The 17,098-nt window shown below is 51.1% G+C and carries 13 protein-coding genes and 1 pseudogene; 7 read left to right on the top strand and 7 right to left on the bottom strand.

What is annotated here, in order from left to right; all coding sequences use genetic code 11:
* The first annotated feature begins 35 nt into the window (after positions 1 to 35).
* Positions 36 to 2,783, top strand: a complete 2,748-nt coding sequence (alaS, locus tag AC01YT_RS01990) for an alanine--tRNA ligase (RefSeq protein WP_476672550.1) — start codon at positions 36 to 38, stop codon at positions 2,781 to 2,783.
* Between the two features lie 67 nt (positions 2,784 to 2,850).
* Here alaS and AC01YT_RS01985 read toward each other — a convergent pair whose 3' ends face one another.
* From AC01YT_RS01985 to AC01YT_RS01960, 6 genes are all read right to left on the bottom strand, one after another.
* Positions 2,851 to 3,390: a type 1 glutamine amidotransferase domain-containing protein gene (locus AC01YT_RS01985; RefSeq protein WP_476672549.1), complete on the bottom strand. Its 540-nt coding sequence runs from the start codon at positions 3,388 to 3,390 to the stop codon at positions 2,851 to 2,853.
* A gap of 134 nt (positions 3,391 to 3,524) precedes the next feature.
* Entirely contained in the window at positions 3,525 to 4,133 is a 609-nt protein-coding gene (locus AC01YT_RS01980; protein ID WP_476672548.1) for a DoxX family protein, read from the bottom strand.
* A gap of 208 nt (positions 4,134 to 4,341) precedes the next feature.
* The gene (gene gcvPB, locus AC01YT_RS01975) at positions 4,342 to 5,817 is read right to left on the bottom strand and encodes an aminomethyl-transferring glycine dehydrogenase subunit GcvPB (protein ID WP_476672547.1); all 1,476 of its coding nucleotides are present in this window, start codon (positions 5,815 to 5,817) and stop codon (positions 4,342 to 4,344) included.
* Positions 5,810 to 7,162: an aminomethyl-transferring glycine dehydrogenase subunit GcvPA gene (gene gcvPA / locus AC01YT_RS01970; protein WP_476672546.1), complete on the bottom strand. Its 1,353-nt coding sequence runs from the start codon at positions 7,160 to 7,162 to the stop codon at positions 5,810 to 5,812. The genes gcvPB and gcvPA overlap by 8 nt, the downstream gene beginning before the upstream one ends.
* Before the next feature lies 1 nt (position 7,163).
* The gene (gene gcvH / locus AC01YT_RS01965; protein WP_315623866.1) at positions 7,164 to 7,556 is read right to left on the bottom strand and encodes a glycine cleavage system protein GcvH; all 393 of its coding nucleotides are present in this window, start codon (positions 7,554 to 7,556) and stop codon (positions 7,164 to 7,166) included.
* Positions 7,557 to 7,681: 125 nt separating this feature from the next.
* Positions 7,682 to 9,232: an AAA family ATPase gene (locus tag AC01YT_RS01960; protein ID WP_476672545.1), complete on the bottom strand. Its 1,551-nt coding sequence runs from the start codon at positions 9,230 to 9,232 to the stop codon at positions 7,682 to 7,684.
* Between the two features lie 538 nt (positions 9,233 to 9,770).
* Here AC01YT_RS01960 and glmS point away from each other — a divergent pair.
* The 4 genes from glmS to AC01YT_RS01940 all read left to right on the top strand — a co-directional run bounded on the left by glmS (position 9,771) and on the right by AC01YT_RS01940 (position 15,156).
* Positions 9,771 to 11,612, top strand: a complete 1,842-nt coding sequence (glmS, locus tag AC01YT_RS01955; RefSeq protein WP_476672544.1) for a glutamine--fructose-6-phosphate transaminase (isomerizing) — start codon at positions 9,771 to 9,773, stop codon at positions 11,610 to 11,612.
* Positions 11,613 to 11,832: 220 nt separating this feature from the next.
* Positions 11,833 to 12,495 (top strand): polyheme membrane-associated cytochrome C, encoded by a 663-nt coding sequence (locus AC01YT_RS01950; protein ID WP_476672543.1) that lies wholly within the window; start codon positions 11,833 to 11,835, stop codon positions 12,493 to 12,495.
* A gap of 90 nt (positions 12,496 to 12,585) precedes the next feature.
* The gene (locus tag AC01YT_RS01945) at positions 12,586 to 13,932 is read left to right on the top strand and encodes a cytochrome c3 family protein (protein ID WP_476672542.1); all 1,347 of its coding nucleotides are present in this window, start codon (positions 12,586 to 12,588) and stop codon (positions 13,930 to 13,932) included.
* 3 nt (positions 13,933 to 13,935) lie between these two features.
* The gene (locus tag AC01YT_RS01940) at positions 13,936 to 15,156 is read left to right on the top strand and encodes a cytochrome b/b6 domain-containing protein (protein WP_476672541.1); all 1,221 of its coding nucleotides are present in this window, start codon (positions 13,936 to 13,938) and stop codon (positions 15,154 to 15,156) included.
* 11 nt (positions 15,157 to 15,167) lie between these two features.
* Here the strand turns inward: AC01YT_RS01940 and AC01YT_RS01935 are convergent, their stop codons facing one another.
* The gene (locus AC01YT_RS01935) at positions 15,168 to 15,935 is read right to left on the bottom strand and encodes a helix-turn-helix transcriptional regulator (protein ID WP_476672540.1); all 768 of its coding nucleotides are present in this window, start codon (positions 15,933 to 15,935) and stop codon (positions 15,168 to 15,170) included.
* Between the two features lie 23 nt (positions 15,936 to 15,958).
* Here AC01YT_RS01935 and AC01YT_RS01930 point away from each other — a divergent pair, with 23 nt between their 5' ends.
* Positions 15,959 to 16,615 carry an NADH-quinone oxidoreductase subunit B gene (locus AC01YT_RS01930; RefSeq protein WP_476672539.1) on the top strand — a complete coding sequence of 219 codons (657 nt, stop codon included), beginning with the start codon at positions 15,959 to 15,961 and terminating at the stop codon, positions 16,613 to 16,615.
* A pseudogene (locus tag AC01YT_RS01925) lies at positions 16,608 to 16,991 on the top strand (NADH-quinone oxidoreductase subunit C); the annotation flags it as partial. The gene AC01YT_RS01930 and the pseudogene AC01YT_RS01925, both read left to right, overlap by 8 nt.
* Positions 16,992 to 17,098: the final 107 nt, after the last annotated feature.

Genomic DNA, 17,098 nt, shown 5'->3' with positions numbered 1-17,098 from the left:
TTTGCCTGAAGAGACTCGTGTGTTAGAGGCAGCCTATGACCAACAAACGATTTAGCGGAGCCTATATCCGACAATCCTTTATTGACTTCTTTGTGGAACGTGGGCATACGTTTGTCCCTTCGTCCTCCTTGGTGCCGGGCGGAGATCAGACGTTGCTCTTTACCAATGCGGGTATGGTCCAATTCAAGGATGTCTTTCTGGGCACTGATCAGCGTCCCTATAAGCGTGCGGTTAATTCCCAGAAATGCATGCGTGTAGCCGGAAAACATAATGATCTTGAGGATGTGGGACGTGATGATACCCATCACACCTTCTTTGAAATGTTGGGCAATTGGTCGTTTGGCGACTATTACAAGAAAGAGGCCATTGCCTGGGCATGGGAGTTATTGACAGAGGTCTGGGGGCTGGATAAGGATCGTTTATGGGTCACCTGCTTTAAGGATGAATACGGTGAGATTCCAACCGATGAAGAGGCAGCCGAAAACTGGGCGAAACAGCCAGGGATGGACAGCGCTCATATCCTCTTCTTCGGACGCAAGGATAATTTTTGGGAGATGGCCGAGACGGGGCCGTGTGGCCCATGTAGTGAGATTCATATTGATCTCGGGCTCGAGTTTTGTGATAAGCGCGATGTGCCGGGACATATATGTCGTGTCAACGGCGATTGCAAGCGTTTTTTGGAGTTGTGGAATCTGGTCTTCATTCAATATAACCGGTTAAGTCCGACCCGTTTAGAACCCCTGCCAGCTCGTCATGTGGACACCGGAATGGGGCTGGAACGCATCACGGCTATTTTGCAAGGCGTTTCCTCAAATTATGCTACGGATTTGCTTTCCCCCCTTTTGGACAAAGTCCAGCAATTGACCGGCCACACCCTTGAAGAACGGAAGGCCAATATCACCCCTTATCGTGTGATCGCCGACCACTCTCGTGCAGCCACCTTTCTCATTGCCGATGGGGTTGTGCCGGGTAACGTGGGGCGTAATTATGTCTGTCGGATGATCATTCGCCGCGCAGCACGTTTTGGTCGCAAGATTGGTCTGATGGATCCCTTCCTTGCTAAAGTGGCCGATACGGTGATTGAGATTTACGGTGAGGCCTATCCGGAATTGGTTAAGAACAAGGATGTTATTCGGGAAAATTTGACCCGCGAAGAAATCCGTTTCCGACGCACTATTGAACAGGGTTTGAGTCAACTCGATGTCTATTTGGAAGATCTCAAAGCCCGTGGTGAAAAGATTCTGGATGGCGAACGCGCCTTTGATCTCTACGCTACCCATGGGCTTCCCCTGGAACTGATCCGTGATGTAGCCCAAGAGGAAGAATTGGATGTGGATCAGGAAGGCTTTTTACGGGCGATGGAGGCGCATCGCACTATTTCAGGGGCTGGGAAAGCCTTTGGCCCGCTGGGGGGTGAAAGGGTGGATATTTATCGCTCGATTTTAGAGGACTTACAGCGGCGAGGTGCTTTAGGGCCGGAAGGGGTGATCTATGACCCATACAGCAGTCTAGAGGTCGAGGGACAGGTGTTAGCGCTGGTCCGGGATGGCGAACAGATTGAGGAGGCCATCGCAGGCGATGCCATTGAAGTCATCCTGCCTCGCACCTGCTTTTATGTGGAAGCCGGTGGTCAGGTTTCCGATACGGGACGGATTATTGGCTTGGAAGATGCGGATTGGGAGATCCGGGTTAACGATACCCGCAAGCCGGCTGCAGGAGTGATCGTCCACATTGGAGAAGTGGTACGGGGGCGCCCTCGGGTTGGCGATATAGCCCGTGCCCAGGTGGATGTTGAACGACGCCGAGATATTATGCGCAATCACACGGCGACCCATCTCTTGCACGCTAAATTGCAAGCCATTTTGGGTAAAGAAGCGCGGCAGGCAGGTTCATTGGTGGCGCCAGATCGTTTGCGATTTGACTTTACGTATCCTGAAGCATTGACGCCGGAGCAGTTAGAAGCCATTGAAGCCGCAGTTAACCAGGCTATTTATGAAGATTACGAACTGGAAATCGAGTACAAGCCGTTGAGCCAAGCGCTTCAGGAAGGCGCCATGGCCCTTTTTGGTGAAAAATATGGGGAGGTCGTGCGCACCATTGTGATTGGTGATGAGCAGCCGATATCCTACGAATTGTGTGGTGGGACGCACGTTGAGTCCACAGGGGATATTGGGATCTTTATTATCACCAGTGAAAGCAGCGCCGCAGCCGGAATTCGCCGCATCGAAGCGGTGACCGGACGCGAGGCTTATGCCTTAATTCGCAAGCGCCTGAACGATCTTTCGCGGATCGCCGAAGTTTTGAATTGTGGTGTAGGCGAGGTTCCGGATAAAGTTGTGGCATTGGTTGAAGATGTGGAGCGTCTGCGCAAGCAAAATGCGCAGTTACGTCAAAAGGTCGCCATGGCGGAATTTGAGCCTTTGCTCCAAAATGTTCAAATGGTAGATGGTATCCGTGTTCTGACAGCCATAGTTAATGAAACCGATGCTGATGTGTTGCGTCAATTATGCGACCGTTTCCGCCAGCAGTATCGCGAGAAGGGGATAGCAGTACTGGCAACGACTAGTGAGGGGCGACCAATTATCGTCGCAACTCTGACCGACGATCTGGTTAAACAAGGCTTCCATGCGGGTGAATTGGCTAAAGAGGTGGCGCAAATTGTCGGCGGTAGTGGAGGTGGCCGCCCTCATCTTGCACAGGCGGGCGGCAGGGATGCAAGTATGCTTCCCACCGCTCTAAATCGCGTCCTTCCCTGGGTGAAACAGCGCCTCAGCCAACGGTAGGCTTGGCTTTAGGATTGAAAAAAGAAGAAGTCCCCTTTAGGGGACTTCTTCTCGTTAGGTTCAGACTTTATGAGTTTTTTTCTTTTTGCTCAATGAGGGCTTGAATCAGTTCGCGACAGAAGTCAGGGATATCGGCAACGACACGTCCCCAGACGATATTACCCGATCGGAAGGCCGGAGCATCGCGCCAAATGGCGCCGGCGTTGATTAAATCGTCTTTGATACCTTCGCTACCGGTGGCCTCGTGCCCTTTAACAATTCCCGCGCTGATACCAACTAAACCGGCGTGGCAAATCATTGCGACCACTTTGCCTTGATTGTAAAAGTCGCGTACCAGTTTTTTGATAGCCTCGTAGCGGCGCAGTTTATCCGGTGCCCATCCTCCTGGAACAACAATGGCGTCAAAATCCTCGGCTTTTAGATCAGCGACATTGACCTCAGCACGTCCGGTTAGTCCACCTTTTCCAATCAGTTCTTCACCGGCTTTTAGCCCAGCGACGACCACGTCTGCCCCCTCCTCTTTTAAGCGCATCAAGGGCACATAGAATTCCAAGTCCTCGAAACCAGGACCGATTAAATAAACAACGCGCATCCCTTTGAGTCTCATGGGTCAGTTCTCCTCTCGAGATATAATTTTGGCTTTGGTTATTATAATCCGGATGAGAAGCAGAGAATTTGTCTAAAGAAAATCTGAGCCGCCTGGTTCTAGGCGGCTCGACTTCCGTTACTCATTGGGTTCGATTAGGTTGCTGATGGAGCCCTTTCTGTCGTTTGAGGCTCTTTCTGGCGGCGGAAAAGTAGTCCCGGTTGCCAAGGAGTGCCAATGTAGACCAATAGCCAGCGGTCAAGCCCAATCCAACCTGCAGTTCTCCAGGCCAGAATAAGCAAGATTGATAGCACCAACATCACTGGATTGGTGCTAGCCGTGCCGGCCATCATAAAGTTCCAATTCATGAAAGCGCCCATGAACGCTGAGAACCAGACGAAAATGCCCAAAATCAGTGCGATTCCGACGGCAATCTCGCCGAACACAACGAGCTTAGCAAACCAAGTGTAACTACCACTGTCAAGAAGCATTTGAATAAAGGCGCGGTACCAATCAAAGGCAATCGGGGGGCGCGCGGGTGGTTCAGGAATCGCAACTGCGCGTTGCCAAAAACCCTTGAGCGCCTCACCGGTTTGCACCCAAGCCGGATTTGAAAGCTTCTCCAAACCGTGCTCGAACCAGGAGTATCCTAAATAAAGCCGCACGATCAGCCATAACCACGCTGAGGTCGTCTTGTTAAACAGAAAGTCAGTCCAAGGTGGACTAACAAGGCGGTACTCTTTAGTCAATTGCGAACTAGCCATGGTTATCACTCCTTGTAGTTTGAGGAATAACAGTCTGTTGTCAATTTTAGGTAGGCGAATTCGGTTCTTAAAGAGGAGGAATGCTTAATTTGGTATAGGCAGTTTGGCTAATGAAGAAAGTTACAAGTGGGGGGGTGATAAATGTAAAAACGGGACGGACATTGCGTTGGCCGTCCCGTTTTGGGCGTTGGGGGGCGAGAAAGGTGGCTTATGAGGGTTGTGTTTCTTTTTCAGGGAACCAGCAGCAAAGGACGAGTTCTTTGGCTGCTTTTACCTCATCTAGCCGGCCGACTGGCGTGTTATGGGGTGCGCTCTTAAGTAATTCGGGCTGAGTATGCGCTTCTTCGGCGATTTTGATCAAGGCATCAGCGAATTTATCCAGCGTCTGCTTGCTCTCGGTTTCAGTGGGTTCAATCATGAGCGCTTCGCGCACAATTAATGGGAAGTAGTTAGTGGGTGGGTGGAAGTCATAGTCAATTAACCGTTTCGCGATATCCAGGGCGTGAATGTCTGGCGCGTCATCCCAAACCCCTTCCGCGACGAACTCATGTTTGCAAATACGATCATAAGGCACCTTGTAGACATGGCGCAGACGGGCTAAAAGATAGTTGGCGTTTAACACGGCATGTTCGGCCACTTTGCGAAGTCCCTCAGCGCCATGCATCATAATATAGGTATACGCGCGCACCATCATACCAAAGTGACCATGGAACGCCTTGACACGGCCAATCGAACGGCTGGGCATCTTAAACCCGTATAAGGGAGGAACTTCATCTGTGCCTTCCTCGAGAATGGTCACGATGGGACCAGGTAGAAATTCGGCCAGGGCTTCGGTTACGGCCACTGGGCCAGAGCCGGGTCCGCCACCACCGTGAGGTGTGGAGAATGTTTTATGTAAGTTGAGGTGAAGGATATCAAAGCCCATATCGCCAGGACGGGCAATACCTAACAGCGCGTTGAGATTAGCGCCATCGCCATAAACCAGACCGCCGGCCTCGTGGACAATGCGGGTTACCTCGAGGACGTTTTCTTCAAACAGCCCCAGAGTATTGGGATTGGTTAGCATGAGCCCTGCCACGGTATCATCGCAAGCCGCCCTCAGAGCTTCCAAATCCACATTGCCGCGTTTGTCGCTAGGGAGTTGGATAACCTCGTAACCGCTCATAGCCGATGAGGCGGGATTGGTGCCGTGGGCGGAGTCGGGGATGAGAATCTTGGTGCGTTTGGTGTCACCGCGAGATTTGTGATAGGCACGTATAATCAGCACCCCAGTCAATTCTCCATGTGCTCCAGCGGCAGGCTGCAGGCTAACGGCTCCCATCCCGGTGATCTCTTTGAGCAGTTCCTGTAATTCATACATTAAAGCCAGGCTGCCCTGCACAGTATCAATAGGTTGCAAGGGATGCGCCAAGGCAAAGCCGGGTAAACGGGCCATATCCTCGTTGATTTTAGGATTGTATTTCATGGTACAGGAGCCAAGGGGATATAGCCCATAATCCACGGCATAGTTTTTCTGGGAAAGGCGCACAAAGTGGCGCACAACGTCCACTTCGGCCAGTTCGGGCAGGGGTAAGTCCTTACGCACCAATCCCTCAGGTAGTGGGCTCTTGGGTACATCTGGATCGGGAAAGCGTACACCCCGGCGCCCAGGTGACGATAATTCGAATAACGTAGGCTCAGTCATGGGTGAACTCCTCCAAATACTCGGCCAGTGTTTCAATTTCTTCGCGGGAGTTCATCTCGGTCACGGCAATAAGCATGTGGTCCTTGAGGGCAGGATAGTCTCGCCCTAGATCATAACCGCCTAAAATGCCGTAATCGAGCAGATAGTTGTTGATCTCTGCGACCGGTTTGGGACACTTAACCACGAATTCATGGAAGAAGGGGCGTTGGTTCAAAACGTGATATCCACGGATTTGGGCAATCCGATCTGCGGCATAGTGGGCTTTGTGATAGCAAAGTTCAGCAACCTGGCGTAGGCCCTCTTTACCGACCAGGGCGAGATAGACGGTAGCGGCCAGCGCCATCAAACCCTGGTTGGTGCAGATGTTCGAGGTGGCTTTTTCGCGTCGGATATGCTGCTCGCGGGCGGTGAGGGTCAATACATAACCCCGGCGTCCCTGAACGTCTACAGTTTCACCGACCAAGCGGCCAGCAATGCGGCGCACATATTCTTTGCGCGTGGTGAAAATACCGAGATAAGGGCCACCAAACGAAAGCGGAATACCCAAGGGTTGCCCATCACCGACCACAATATCTGCCCCAAATTCCCCTGGTGGTCTCAAGAGCCCCAAGGCGATGGGATTAACTACCACGGCAAAAAGCCCCCCTGCTTGATGCACTTTTTCAGCCAAGGAAGCAAAATCGTGGATTTGGCCAAAGAAATCGGGATACTGAACCACGACCAACGCTGTGTTGGAATTGATCAGACTCTCTAAGCCTCCCAGGTAGTTCATCGGGTCGCCTTCGGGCTCATCGCCCAAGATTTCCAAGCCCTCGTAACCGGACATATAGGTGCGAAAGACCTGGCGGTACTGGGGATGAACGCCGGGAGAGAGAACGAAGCGAGTACGCTTACCACGAAAAGTGTGATAAGCCATGATGCCGGCTTCTGCGGTGGCAGTGGCCCCATCGTAGTGGGAGGCGTTGCTTACTTCCATGCCAGTTAGGGCGCACATCAGGCTTTGGTATTCAAAAATCGCTTGTAACGTTCCCTGGGAGACCTCGGGCTGATAAGGGGTATAGGCAGTATAAAATTCATTGCGGCGCAGGATGTGATCCACTGCGGCAGGGATGTAGTGATTGTAGGCACCCGCTCCGAGGAAACAGGCTAGGTCCTGGGTCGTCTCGTTGGCCAAGGCCATCTGTTGGAGTTGCGCCGCAACCTCCATTTCGGTCAAAGCCGGAGGGAGGTTGAGAGTAGGATAGCGCACTTTTTCGGGGACGTCCTGGAAGAGTTCATCAATGGAAGACACCCCGATAGCCTTCAACATCTCAGAACGTTCAGAATCCGTATGAGGTAGGAACATATCAATGCTCCCTTTCTTCGCAATACTTTTGATAGGCGGAGGCATCCATCAGGTTATCCAATTCCTGAGGATTGCTCATTTCAATTTTCAACATCCAGGCTTCGCCGTAAGGATCGCTGTTGACCAATTCAAATTTCTCGGTCAGGGCTTCATTGCGGGCAACGACTTTCCCTGATACTGGCGCATTGACATCGGCAGCGGCTTTTACCGATTCCAAAGTTGCAATTACGCCTCCCTTTTTTACCTCATCCCCGATTTCAACTTGAAACTCAAAAAAGACGATATCGGAAAGTTGAGACTGAGCGTAATCAGTAACCCCCACAATGGCAGTGTTCCCTTCCACTTTTACCCATTCATCCGTGGTGGTGTACTTGAGTTCACTGGGGATATTCATAATTTAACCTCCTGGGGTTGATTTAAGAGTTTTCAGGTCGCCACTTGACCTGTATTTACCCGCCCAAAATTATTATACTCTTTGACCAGGATAAGAATGTTACTATCCATAAGGTTCTAGAAAATTCAGCGCTGCTTGACATCCAATTGTATGGGGACAAATTGATTCTCGGCTTCAGTGACTTCGCGAAAAGAGGCCGACTGGGCTCGTCCTTCACGCAGCCAGTTGCGGAGCATCTCGATGGTCTCGCGCTGAGAGCGCGACAGAGGCACCTGTTTGCTCAGGGCGAGCAGGATATCTTCGGTGGTGAATTCGCGCTGTCCATCATTAAAACCGATATACATGGCGTCAATAATGGCTTGTTCGATTTCGGCACCGACGTAGCCCTCTGATGCTGCAGCCAAGCGATCAAGGTCGTAGTCTTCTGGAACACGGTTGCGTTTGCGTAGGTGAACGGCAAAGATCTCACGCCGTTCTGATAAAGTGGGCAAGTCCAGAAAGAAAATCTCATCGAATCGTCCCCGTCGCAGTAACTCGGGTGGAAGGGCTGAAATATCATTAGCCGTTGCTACGACGAAACAGGGTGCGGTCTTTTCTTGCATCCAGGTCAGGATGGTCGCAAAAACGCGGGTACTGGTACCACTATCCAACCCGCCATGGGCTAAGGCTTTTTCAATCTCATCAATCCAGATAATGCAAGGGGCAATGGTCTCGGCCAGGCGCAGGGCGCGGCGGGTGCGTTCTTCTGATTCGCCGACCAGACTGCCAAAAAGGGCACCAACATCGAGGCGGATCAAAGGAAGGCGCCAAAGCCCTCCAATCATTTTAGCGGTCAGGCTTTTTCCCGTGCCTGGAATACCGATAAGGCCAATTCCCTTAGGGGCGGGCAAACCGTATTGGCGTGCCTCTTGAGTAAAGGCTTTCTCGCGTAGACGGAGCCATTCTTTGAGCACACCTAAACCGCCGACATCATCCGGGGTCTCGGTAACGGGATAGAACTCTAAGGCCTCGCTTTCGCGAATGATTTGCTTCTTTTCCTCAGTGATGAGGTCAATGTCACGGTCATCCAGGACACCATCTTCAACGATGGCCTTGGCAAACACTCGCTGGGCTTGGGAAGCCGTGAGGCCAATTGCAGCCTGAACTAATTTCTCTCGTCCCAATGGGGTCAAATTTACTCTTACCCCAGGAGTAGCTGTCAATCGGTTGAGCACCTCTTCCAGCTCTACAGCTGAGGGCAGGGCGAAGTCAACTAAAACCGCCTCATCATGCAGTTCGTCGGGAATATGTGAGGTTACGGTCGTAATTAGGATGGATTTCTTGGTGAATTTCAGGCGCTGAGCGAGGTTGCGTAACTTACGTTTGATTTGCGGATTTCCCCATGCTTCGTGAAAATCTTTGAGGATATAGAGAGTAGAAACTGTGGCTTCGGCATGATCAATTTGTTCGAGAGCGGTTAGGGGGTCGCGTGCAACGGGAAGGGCGCCACTACCTACTACCCATTGGAAGCCATCGGCAAGATCCCAGGCCAGGCAATGGCGTTGGGTGCGCTCGCATACCGCGCGAATCTTTTGCAATGCGCGTTCTTCCTCGGGAGTAACCAAAACCAGTAAGGTGAACCGCGCTCGCAGGTAGATATCGAGTTGCTCTTCAAATTGTTGGAATAGCCTTGGCATGGGAAACTCTCCTTTTGATTATAGCACGTGCTTGAGTCCTCGGGCAGGAAAATCCCAAAGGTTGTCTGATAACTTTGAATGCAAGTGTTACATAGTCAAGCCGAATTTGGTGTAAGGCTTTTGCCATAGGCAGGGTATAATAAAAAGAACGCATGAGGTTTTATAGATTGGAAGAAGACTCTTACATAAGGAGGTGTTGAAGTAGCCGTCATCCCCATAAGCGAGAAAAGGGAAAGTTAAGCGCAAGGCCTTGGGTCGGAGGGGGAGGTAGACCTAAGGTGACGAGGAGGAAGGTTCTCCACCGCGAGGTGGAGCTAACCGGTGAGAACAGGCCGCTAACCTGGTCGCCGGGAAAATCGAGAGATCAGCGGAAGCCTTCCCATTGCCTGGTCGGCAATGAATACTTTCCCCGAGAAAGATTCATAAAGAGTTCCAAAATTAAAGCCCAACAAAAGCGTTGGGATGGGGTGAAGTGTGTTGTGGTGCTTTGATTGCCCCAAGACACTTCATGAAACTTTGCCGTTCGGAGGATAGACCTATGTGTGGAATCGTTGGCTATATCGGCTATCGTGATGCAACACCGATCATCCTTAATGGATTGAAGCGCCTTGAATATCGTGGGTATGATTCGGCGGGATTAGCCGTTATACAAGATGGGCGAATAGAAGTCCGTCGCGATGCCGGGAAACTGAGTAAATTAGTGTCATTGGTCGAGAATCAACCCATTTATGGGCAGGTGGGAATTGGGCATACCCGTTGGGCCACACACGGTGAACCCAGTGCGCGCAATGCCCACCCGCATGTGGGAAGCACCGGTGAGGTGGTTGTGGTGCATAATGGAATCGTGGAGAACTTCTTGGAACTCAAGGCCGATTTGGAATCCGAGGGGGTCAAATTTAACTCTGAAACGGATACCGAAGTCATCGTGCATTTGATCGAACGGTTTTTGGCCAGTACAATCCCCTTGGAGGAAGCAGTTCGTTTGGCTTTGAAGCAATTACGTGGTGCGCATGGTATCGTTGTGCTCTCAACCCGTGAACCCGATAAGATCATTGCGGCGCGTATCGGTAATGCCGGCGGAGTCGTGATTGGATTGGGGGAAGGGGAGAATTTTGTGGCTTCGGACATTCCGGCCATTCTCGAGCATACGCGTCAAATGATTTTTCTCGACTCTCATCAAATGGCGATTGTTAAGTCGGATGGTGTTCTCGTGAAAACCCTGAATGGACAGACTGTGGTGCCTCAGGTTCATACGGTTAACTGGGATCCGGTGGCGGCTGAGAAGGGAGAATATCGTCATTTCATGCATAAGGAAATTCATGAGCAGGTCCGCTCGTTAACCGATACCCTGGCCGGGCGTGTTGATTTTGATGATGGCATAGTCCATCTGCCTCAACTCAATCTCACACCTGGATTAGCGCGGCGGATCAAGCGTATTTGCATTACAGCCTGTGGAACGGCCGCCCATGCGGGGATGGTGGGGAAGTACCTGATCGAACGGCTTGCGCGCATTCCAGTTGAAGTGGATATCGCCTCGGAATTTCGCTATCGGGACCCAATTGTTGATGAGGATACGGTTGTTCTGGCAATCAGCCAATCGGGTGAAACGGCGGACACCTTAGCGGCGATGGACGAAGGGCGCCGAAAGGGAGCAACGCTATGGGCCATCGTGAATGTGATTGGATCGCAAGCCATGCGCATTGCCGATGGTTATATCGCTATGCAGGCTGGGCCGGAGATTGGGGTGGCCTCGACCAAAGCATTCACGGCCCCTTTAGTAGATCTCTATATGCTGGCTATTCTATTGGGGGATTTGCGAGGTGTGCTTTCAGAGCGCGATCGTAAATGCCTGGTAGCCGATTTGCGTCTGATCCCTGACCTGGTGAGCCGTTGCTTGGATCGCGAACCTGAAGTGCTCCAGGTGGCGCGAGAATTGCGTTACATTCGTAATATTCTCTATTTGGGACGTGGCATCAATATGCCCATTGCTTATGAAGGAGCCCTTAAGCTTAAAGAGATCTCCTACATCCATGCTGAGGCGTATCCAGCAGGCGAAATGAAACACGGGCCGATTGCACTGATTGATCGAGATATGCCGGTACTTGCCATTGCGCCCAAGGACCCGTGGTATGAGAAGATGATCAGTCAGATTGAGCAGGCCAAGGCGCGGGGTGGAAGCGTTATCGCGGTAGCGACTGAAGGGGATGATCGTCTGCCTGATTTGTGTGATCACATCTTCTGGGTTCCAGAGACCCCATGGCTGCTCTCACCAGTGGTCACCGTTATTCCTTTGCAACTGTTTGCTTATCATATCGCGGCGTTGCGGGGATTGGACGTGGATCAGCCTCGTAATTTGGCGAAATCGGTTACTGTGGAATAAACTCCGTAACTATGCTATCGCCCGTGCCCCCAGCCTAATGCTGGGGGCACGGGTTTATATAGAAAACTACAATTGAAAGTTATTGCTATATCTTATCATAAAAGTGATGATTTTCACGGATGAATTATGACGAAAAAGCCCCTTATTACCTTAAGATTAATCTTGTATTAATGGTCTGAATTTTCTATAATGTAGCCATACCGTGGATTAAACTGTAACAGTGAATCGCGTCATTGCCGGGAAAGATCCTGATACTGTGGACGAAAAACTATCCTTCCGCAATGTGCACTACTTTGCCGCCGGCGCGACCCTATTTGGGACCGAGGCCAAGGGCATCTATGAATACGCGGGTAAAACCTATGTTGGGCCGTTCAAGCATGTCCAAGGTGTAGAGACCTGTACGGACTGCCATGATGCTCATAGCCTCGAGGTCAAGACGGCTAGTTGCCAGGGTTGCCATCAGGTAGACGATCCGGCCAAGATCCGCATGACCTCAAAGGCCGATTACGATGGCGATGGTGACACACAGGAAGGCTTGAAGGGCGAAGTGGAGACCATGAAGGAACTCCTCTACGCTGCTATTCAGGCTTACGCCAAAGAGGTGGCGGGTAAACCCATTGTTTATTCGCCGGTAGCCTATCCTTACTTCTTCGTGGACACCAACGCCAACGGTCAGGCCGATGCCGATGAAATTAATTTCCAGAATCGTTACAATGCCTGGACGCCACGTTTGCTTACCGCTGCTTATAATTATCAGTACGCTCAGAAGGATCCAGGCGGTTATGTCCATAATGGTCTCTATGTGATCCAGGCGCTGTACGATTCAATCGCTGATCTGGGCACAAAGGTCAAAGTGGATCTGACCAAGCTCGTACGACCATAAGGTTTTGCTACAGGAGCACCTCCACATTGCCTCCACGGCGATGTGGGGATGCTCCTCACTCTGAGAATAAGAGGAGCAGATCAGACGACGATGCGCACACGACTCCTTCCTTGGATTATCTTGATGGTAGTCTTCACCCTGGTCACAGGGTTTTTGGTTTTTATAGAGGAAGCAAGAAGTCAATCTTTAAGTGAATATGTTGCTAGCGGATTAGCGCAAAAACCCGATAACTCGATGTGTTTGAGTTGCCACCAGCGCGAAGAGATGACTTGGCCTTTGCCAAGCGGTGAGGTTCTTTCGTTAACCATTGATCCGAAACAATATGATCAGGCGGTGCATGCTCGCCTAAGTTGCCAGGTATGCCATACCAACCTCACCGGTTTTCCCCATCCGGAAAACAAGGCTCAAGATCGCCGAGATTATACCCTCCAATATCAGACCACCTGCAATCAATGTCACCCCAATCAAGTCAAAGAACTGGCAGACAGTGTTCACACTAAACTCCTCCAGGAGGGCAACCGAAATGCCCCCATCTGTGCCGATTGTCATAACCCTCATACTCAAATGCCCATTCAAAAAACGGCCGAAGGGTTACCCGCTCCTTCCGAACACGCACGGATAGCCCAAACCTGTGCTACTTGCCATGCGGCGATCTACGATGAATACTTGAATAGTGTACATGGTTCGGGAATTATCGAAAATCGCAATCCGGATGTGCCGGCTTGTACCGATTGCCACGGGGTGCATCGCATTACCGACCCCCGGACAGCGACTTTCCGTCTTTCATCCCCTCAGTTATGCGCAAAATGCCACACCGATGAAAGGATTATGAGCAAGTATGGGCTTTCGACCCAGGTGCTCAATACCTATGTAGCGGATTTCCACGGCACTACCGTGGTGTTATTTGAAAAGACCGATCCAGACCAGGAAACCAATAAACCGGTCTGTTACGATTGTCATGGTGTGCACGATATCCAAAGGGTGGATGATCCTGAAAAAGGAATCGCGATCAAAGAGAATTTACTTAAAACCTGTCAGCGTTGTCACCCAGATGCGACCACAAACTTCCCGGATTCCTGGTTGGGTCACTATATCCCCAGCCCGGAGCGCCATCCTCTGGTTTATTATGTCAATCTGTTTTATAAGTTTTTCATTCCAACCGTGTTGGGTGGGATGGCAATTTTTGTGGTCAGTGATATTTATTACCGGTTATGGGGACGCCGACGCCGCCAGCGGGGTGGTGGGGCTCCCATCCCTGCCTCGCCGTCACCGGAATCGGCGGAGTCTAAGATAGAAGATGAGAGTGTTGTTGCGAAAGGATCTACTGATCAAGGGACAATGTCAGGGACAGAGTCGCTGCGGTCGGAGAACGATGGCGCTGTAGCAGGAGATGACACACAAGAGATTGCACCGCGCGATTCTAACCCTGAGGAGTGAGAGATGGAAACGACAACCACGACCACAACCACAACCACAACCACAACCACAACCACAACCACAACCACAAAGATCTATCTGCGTTTTGATGTTTTACAGCGTATTGAACATTGGGTGCTGGTGGCTTCATTTACCACTCTGGCGATAACCGGATTGGTGCAGAAATTTGCGCTCTTTCCCCTTTCTCCCATCATTGTGCGTTTGTTGGGGGGGATAGAGTCGGTGCGTATCATCCACCGTATTGCTGCCACGGTGTTTTTAATTGAAGCCATTTATCATCTGATCTCGATTGGCTACAAACTCTATGTTGAAAAGAAATCGGCCAGCATGTTGCCAGGGATTAAGGATCTTCAGGACGCGTTTCAAACCCTGGCTTTCAATCTTGGGTTGGCTAAGGAACGTCCGAAGATGGGACGGTATAACTTTGTAGAGAAGGCCGAGTACTGGGCACTAGTGTGGGGATTGGTGATTATGGCGCTGACCGGGTTCATGCTATGGAATCCGATTGCCACGACCCGTTGGTTGCCTGGCGAAGCCGTTCCGGCGGCAAAGGCTGCTCACGGTGCCGAAGCGATTTTGGCTGTGCTGGCAATTATGCTGTGGCATTTTTACCACGTTCACATTCGGCACTGGAATTCCAGCATGTTTACCGGGCATCTTACCCGCGAGGAGATGGAAGAAGAGCATGCGCTGGAATTGGAAATGATAGAGCAAGGTCAGGTGGAGCCAGAAGTTAGTCCGGAGGAGCGGAAGCGCCGCCTGCGGGTATTTATTCCGGCGGCAAGTGTTCTTTCATTGTTATTGCTCTACGGGGTATTCCGCTTTGTGACTTTTGAACAAACGGCTATCACGACCTTACCCCCAGCACAGCGTGAAGTGCCAGTATTTGTGCGGGCTACTCCAACCCATACTCCGTTGCCTGCTTCAACACCAACGGTACAAGCCGCATTGCCCGCGGTGGGTGAGTTGACTTGGGAAGGGGGTATTAAGGATATCTTTGCGCGGCAATGTGGCGCTTGCCATGGACAAGCAGGGGGATTCTCGGTTTCGGACTATTCGTCGGTGATGAAAGGGGGGAGGAACGGGCCGGTTATTATACCGGGAAATGCGGTGGATAGCCGCTTGATCCAGGTGGTCGGTGCGGGAAATCACCCGGGTAAGCTCACCGATGCAGAACTTGCAGTGATTCGAGATTGGATAAACGCGGGAGCCTTGGAGCGGTAACCGATTTGGGATTATGTGTTGGCCCCGGTTCTTGAGCCGGGGCTAATTGTTTTAAATAAACATGTCGTAGGGTAACCGCTGTCGAGGTTGGCGCGTTGTATCTGCTCAAGTTGAAAGCCGCTCATCTTTTCGAGCAAAAAGCCATCCAATGCACAGATGTGGGGCGTTTTCACCGGAAGCGGCCAATAGGGACAATTAGAGAGGATCAAAACAGGGCCGGTAAAGTGGGCCTCCCAGTGTGCCTCGTATCCAAGTCCTTTTAGTGCTTCTATGGTTTGGTTGAGGCGAAGCGTTGGGCTTGGGGTGGTGGGAACGAGGGCCGAAAGATAAGGGCTTAAGAGGCGCGTTAATGGGTTTTCGGAGAAATCCTTCGACAATTCAGTTATGGCTTTGATTAACAAATCGCATAGCCATATTAGAGTGTGGGGAGAGGGAACGGTGTTAATCTTGAAAGTGGTTGCAGGGCGACCACGATTGGATGCCCTGCCGGGAGCATTGACCCGTTGAATTTTCCCTTCTCTGACCAGTATGTTAATGTGATAGCGAATATTCGCAGTGGTGAGATTAAGGGCATTACCGATGTCCTTGGCTGTGCAAAGAGGATGCTGTTGGATAAATGAAAGGATGGCGGAGCGAGTATCTTCCATAACTTGGTAATTGGGTCTTTTACTGGTTGTTGTTGAATTAAGTAAAAAATATTTTACTAAATTAATGGTTGACAGGAAAGTGATCCCCGGTACAATTAGGAAGATGTCAGAATGATTTTTTGGAATTCGCAACCAAGAGCGTTTGAGGTGCTCAGATGAATGACAGTAAAGATATTACTTCGCCAGGCTATGAAATTCCCCCCGAATTGCGCCATCAGGTTACAATCACCACCCTGGAACGAATCTATAACTGGGGACGGGCTAACTCCCTGTGGCCGATGATGTTTGGTTTGGCCTGTTGTGCGATTGAAATGATCGCCACCGCGGCCAGTCGCTATGACTTGGCGCGCTTTGGTATGGAGGTGATGCGACCCAGCCCGCGCCAGAGCGATGTGTTGATCGTTTCTGGGACGGTGACCAAGAAAATGGTGCCCCAAATTGTGCGGCTTTATAACCAGATGGCTGAACCACGGTATGTTATTGCCATGGGGGCTTGTGCCTCAGGAGGTGGGCCTTTTAAGGAAGGGTATAACGTTGTGTCGGGGATTGATAAGTTTATTCCGGTGGATGTCTACATTCCTGGCTGTCCCCCTACCCCTCAGGCTTTGTTAAACGGACTGATTGCATTGCAAAAGAAAATTGAACGCCAAAGTTTGCGTGATCTTCCCTGGTATCAAAAAGGTCCATCTGAACCGATTCCTGTGCCGGTATTGGGACCCGATCTGATGGATCCACGTAAATATGCTCTAATTCGTGAGGCAACCCACCGACAGACGCCCCAAGAAAGTCAAGGAGAGATGGCTCATGAGTGAAATTATCCCCAAAATTGCTCAAATCCCGGATCTGGGCGCTCTCTTTCCGGATAAGGTTCACCTGGATACTCGTCCCGGGTATCAGGGATATATTGTTGAGCGTGAACATCTGCTTGAGGTGGTGCGATTACTGCGTGATGAATATGGCTATGATTATCTTTCTTCAGTTACTGGTGTGGACTATTTGCCTGAGGGAAAGATGGAGGTAGTTTATCATCTTTACAAAACGCTGGGTGGGCCGGCGTTAGTGCTGAAAGTGCAGACCCCTCGTGAGGATGCCCGGGTGCCCTCGTTGGTGCCCCTTTACCGCGGAGCAGAATTCCAGGAACGTGAGGCGTGGGATCTCCTGGGAATTCGCTTTGAGGGGCATCCTGACTTGCGACGGATCCTCATGTGGGAAGGGTTTGCGGGCTTCCCACTGCGTAAAGATTGGCGAGAACCCTACTTCGAGGAAGAGGCCAAACCCTATAAGAGCCGCTGGCC

The sequence above is a fragment of the Thermanaerothrix sp. genome (genome assembly GCF_056331585.1).
Note: the sequence above shows the minus strand (reverse complement) of the source record. Positions and strands in the feature narration are given on the sequence as shown.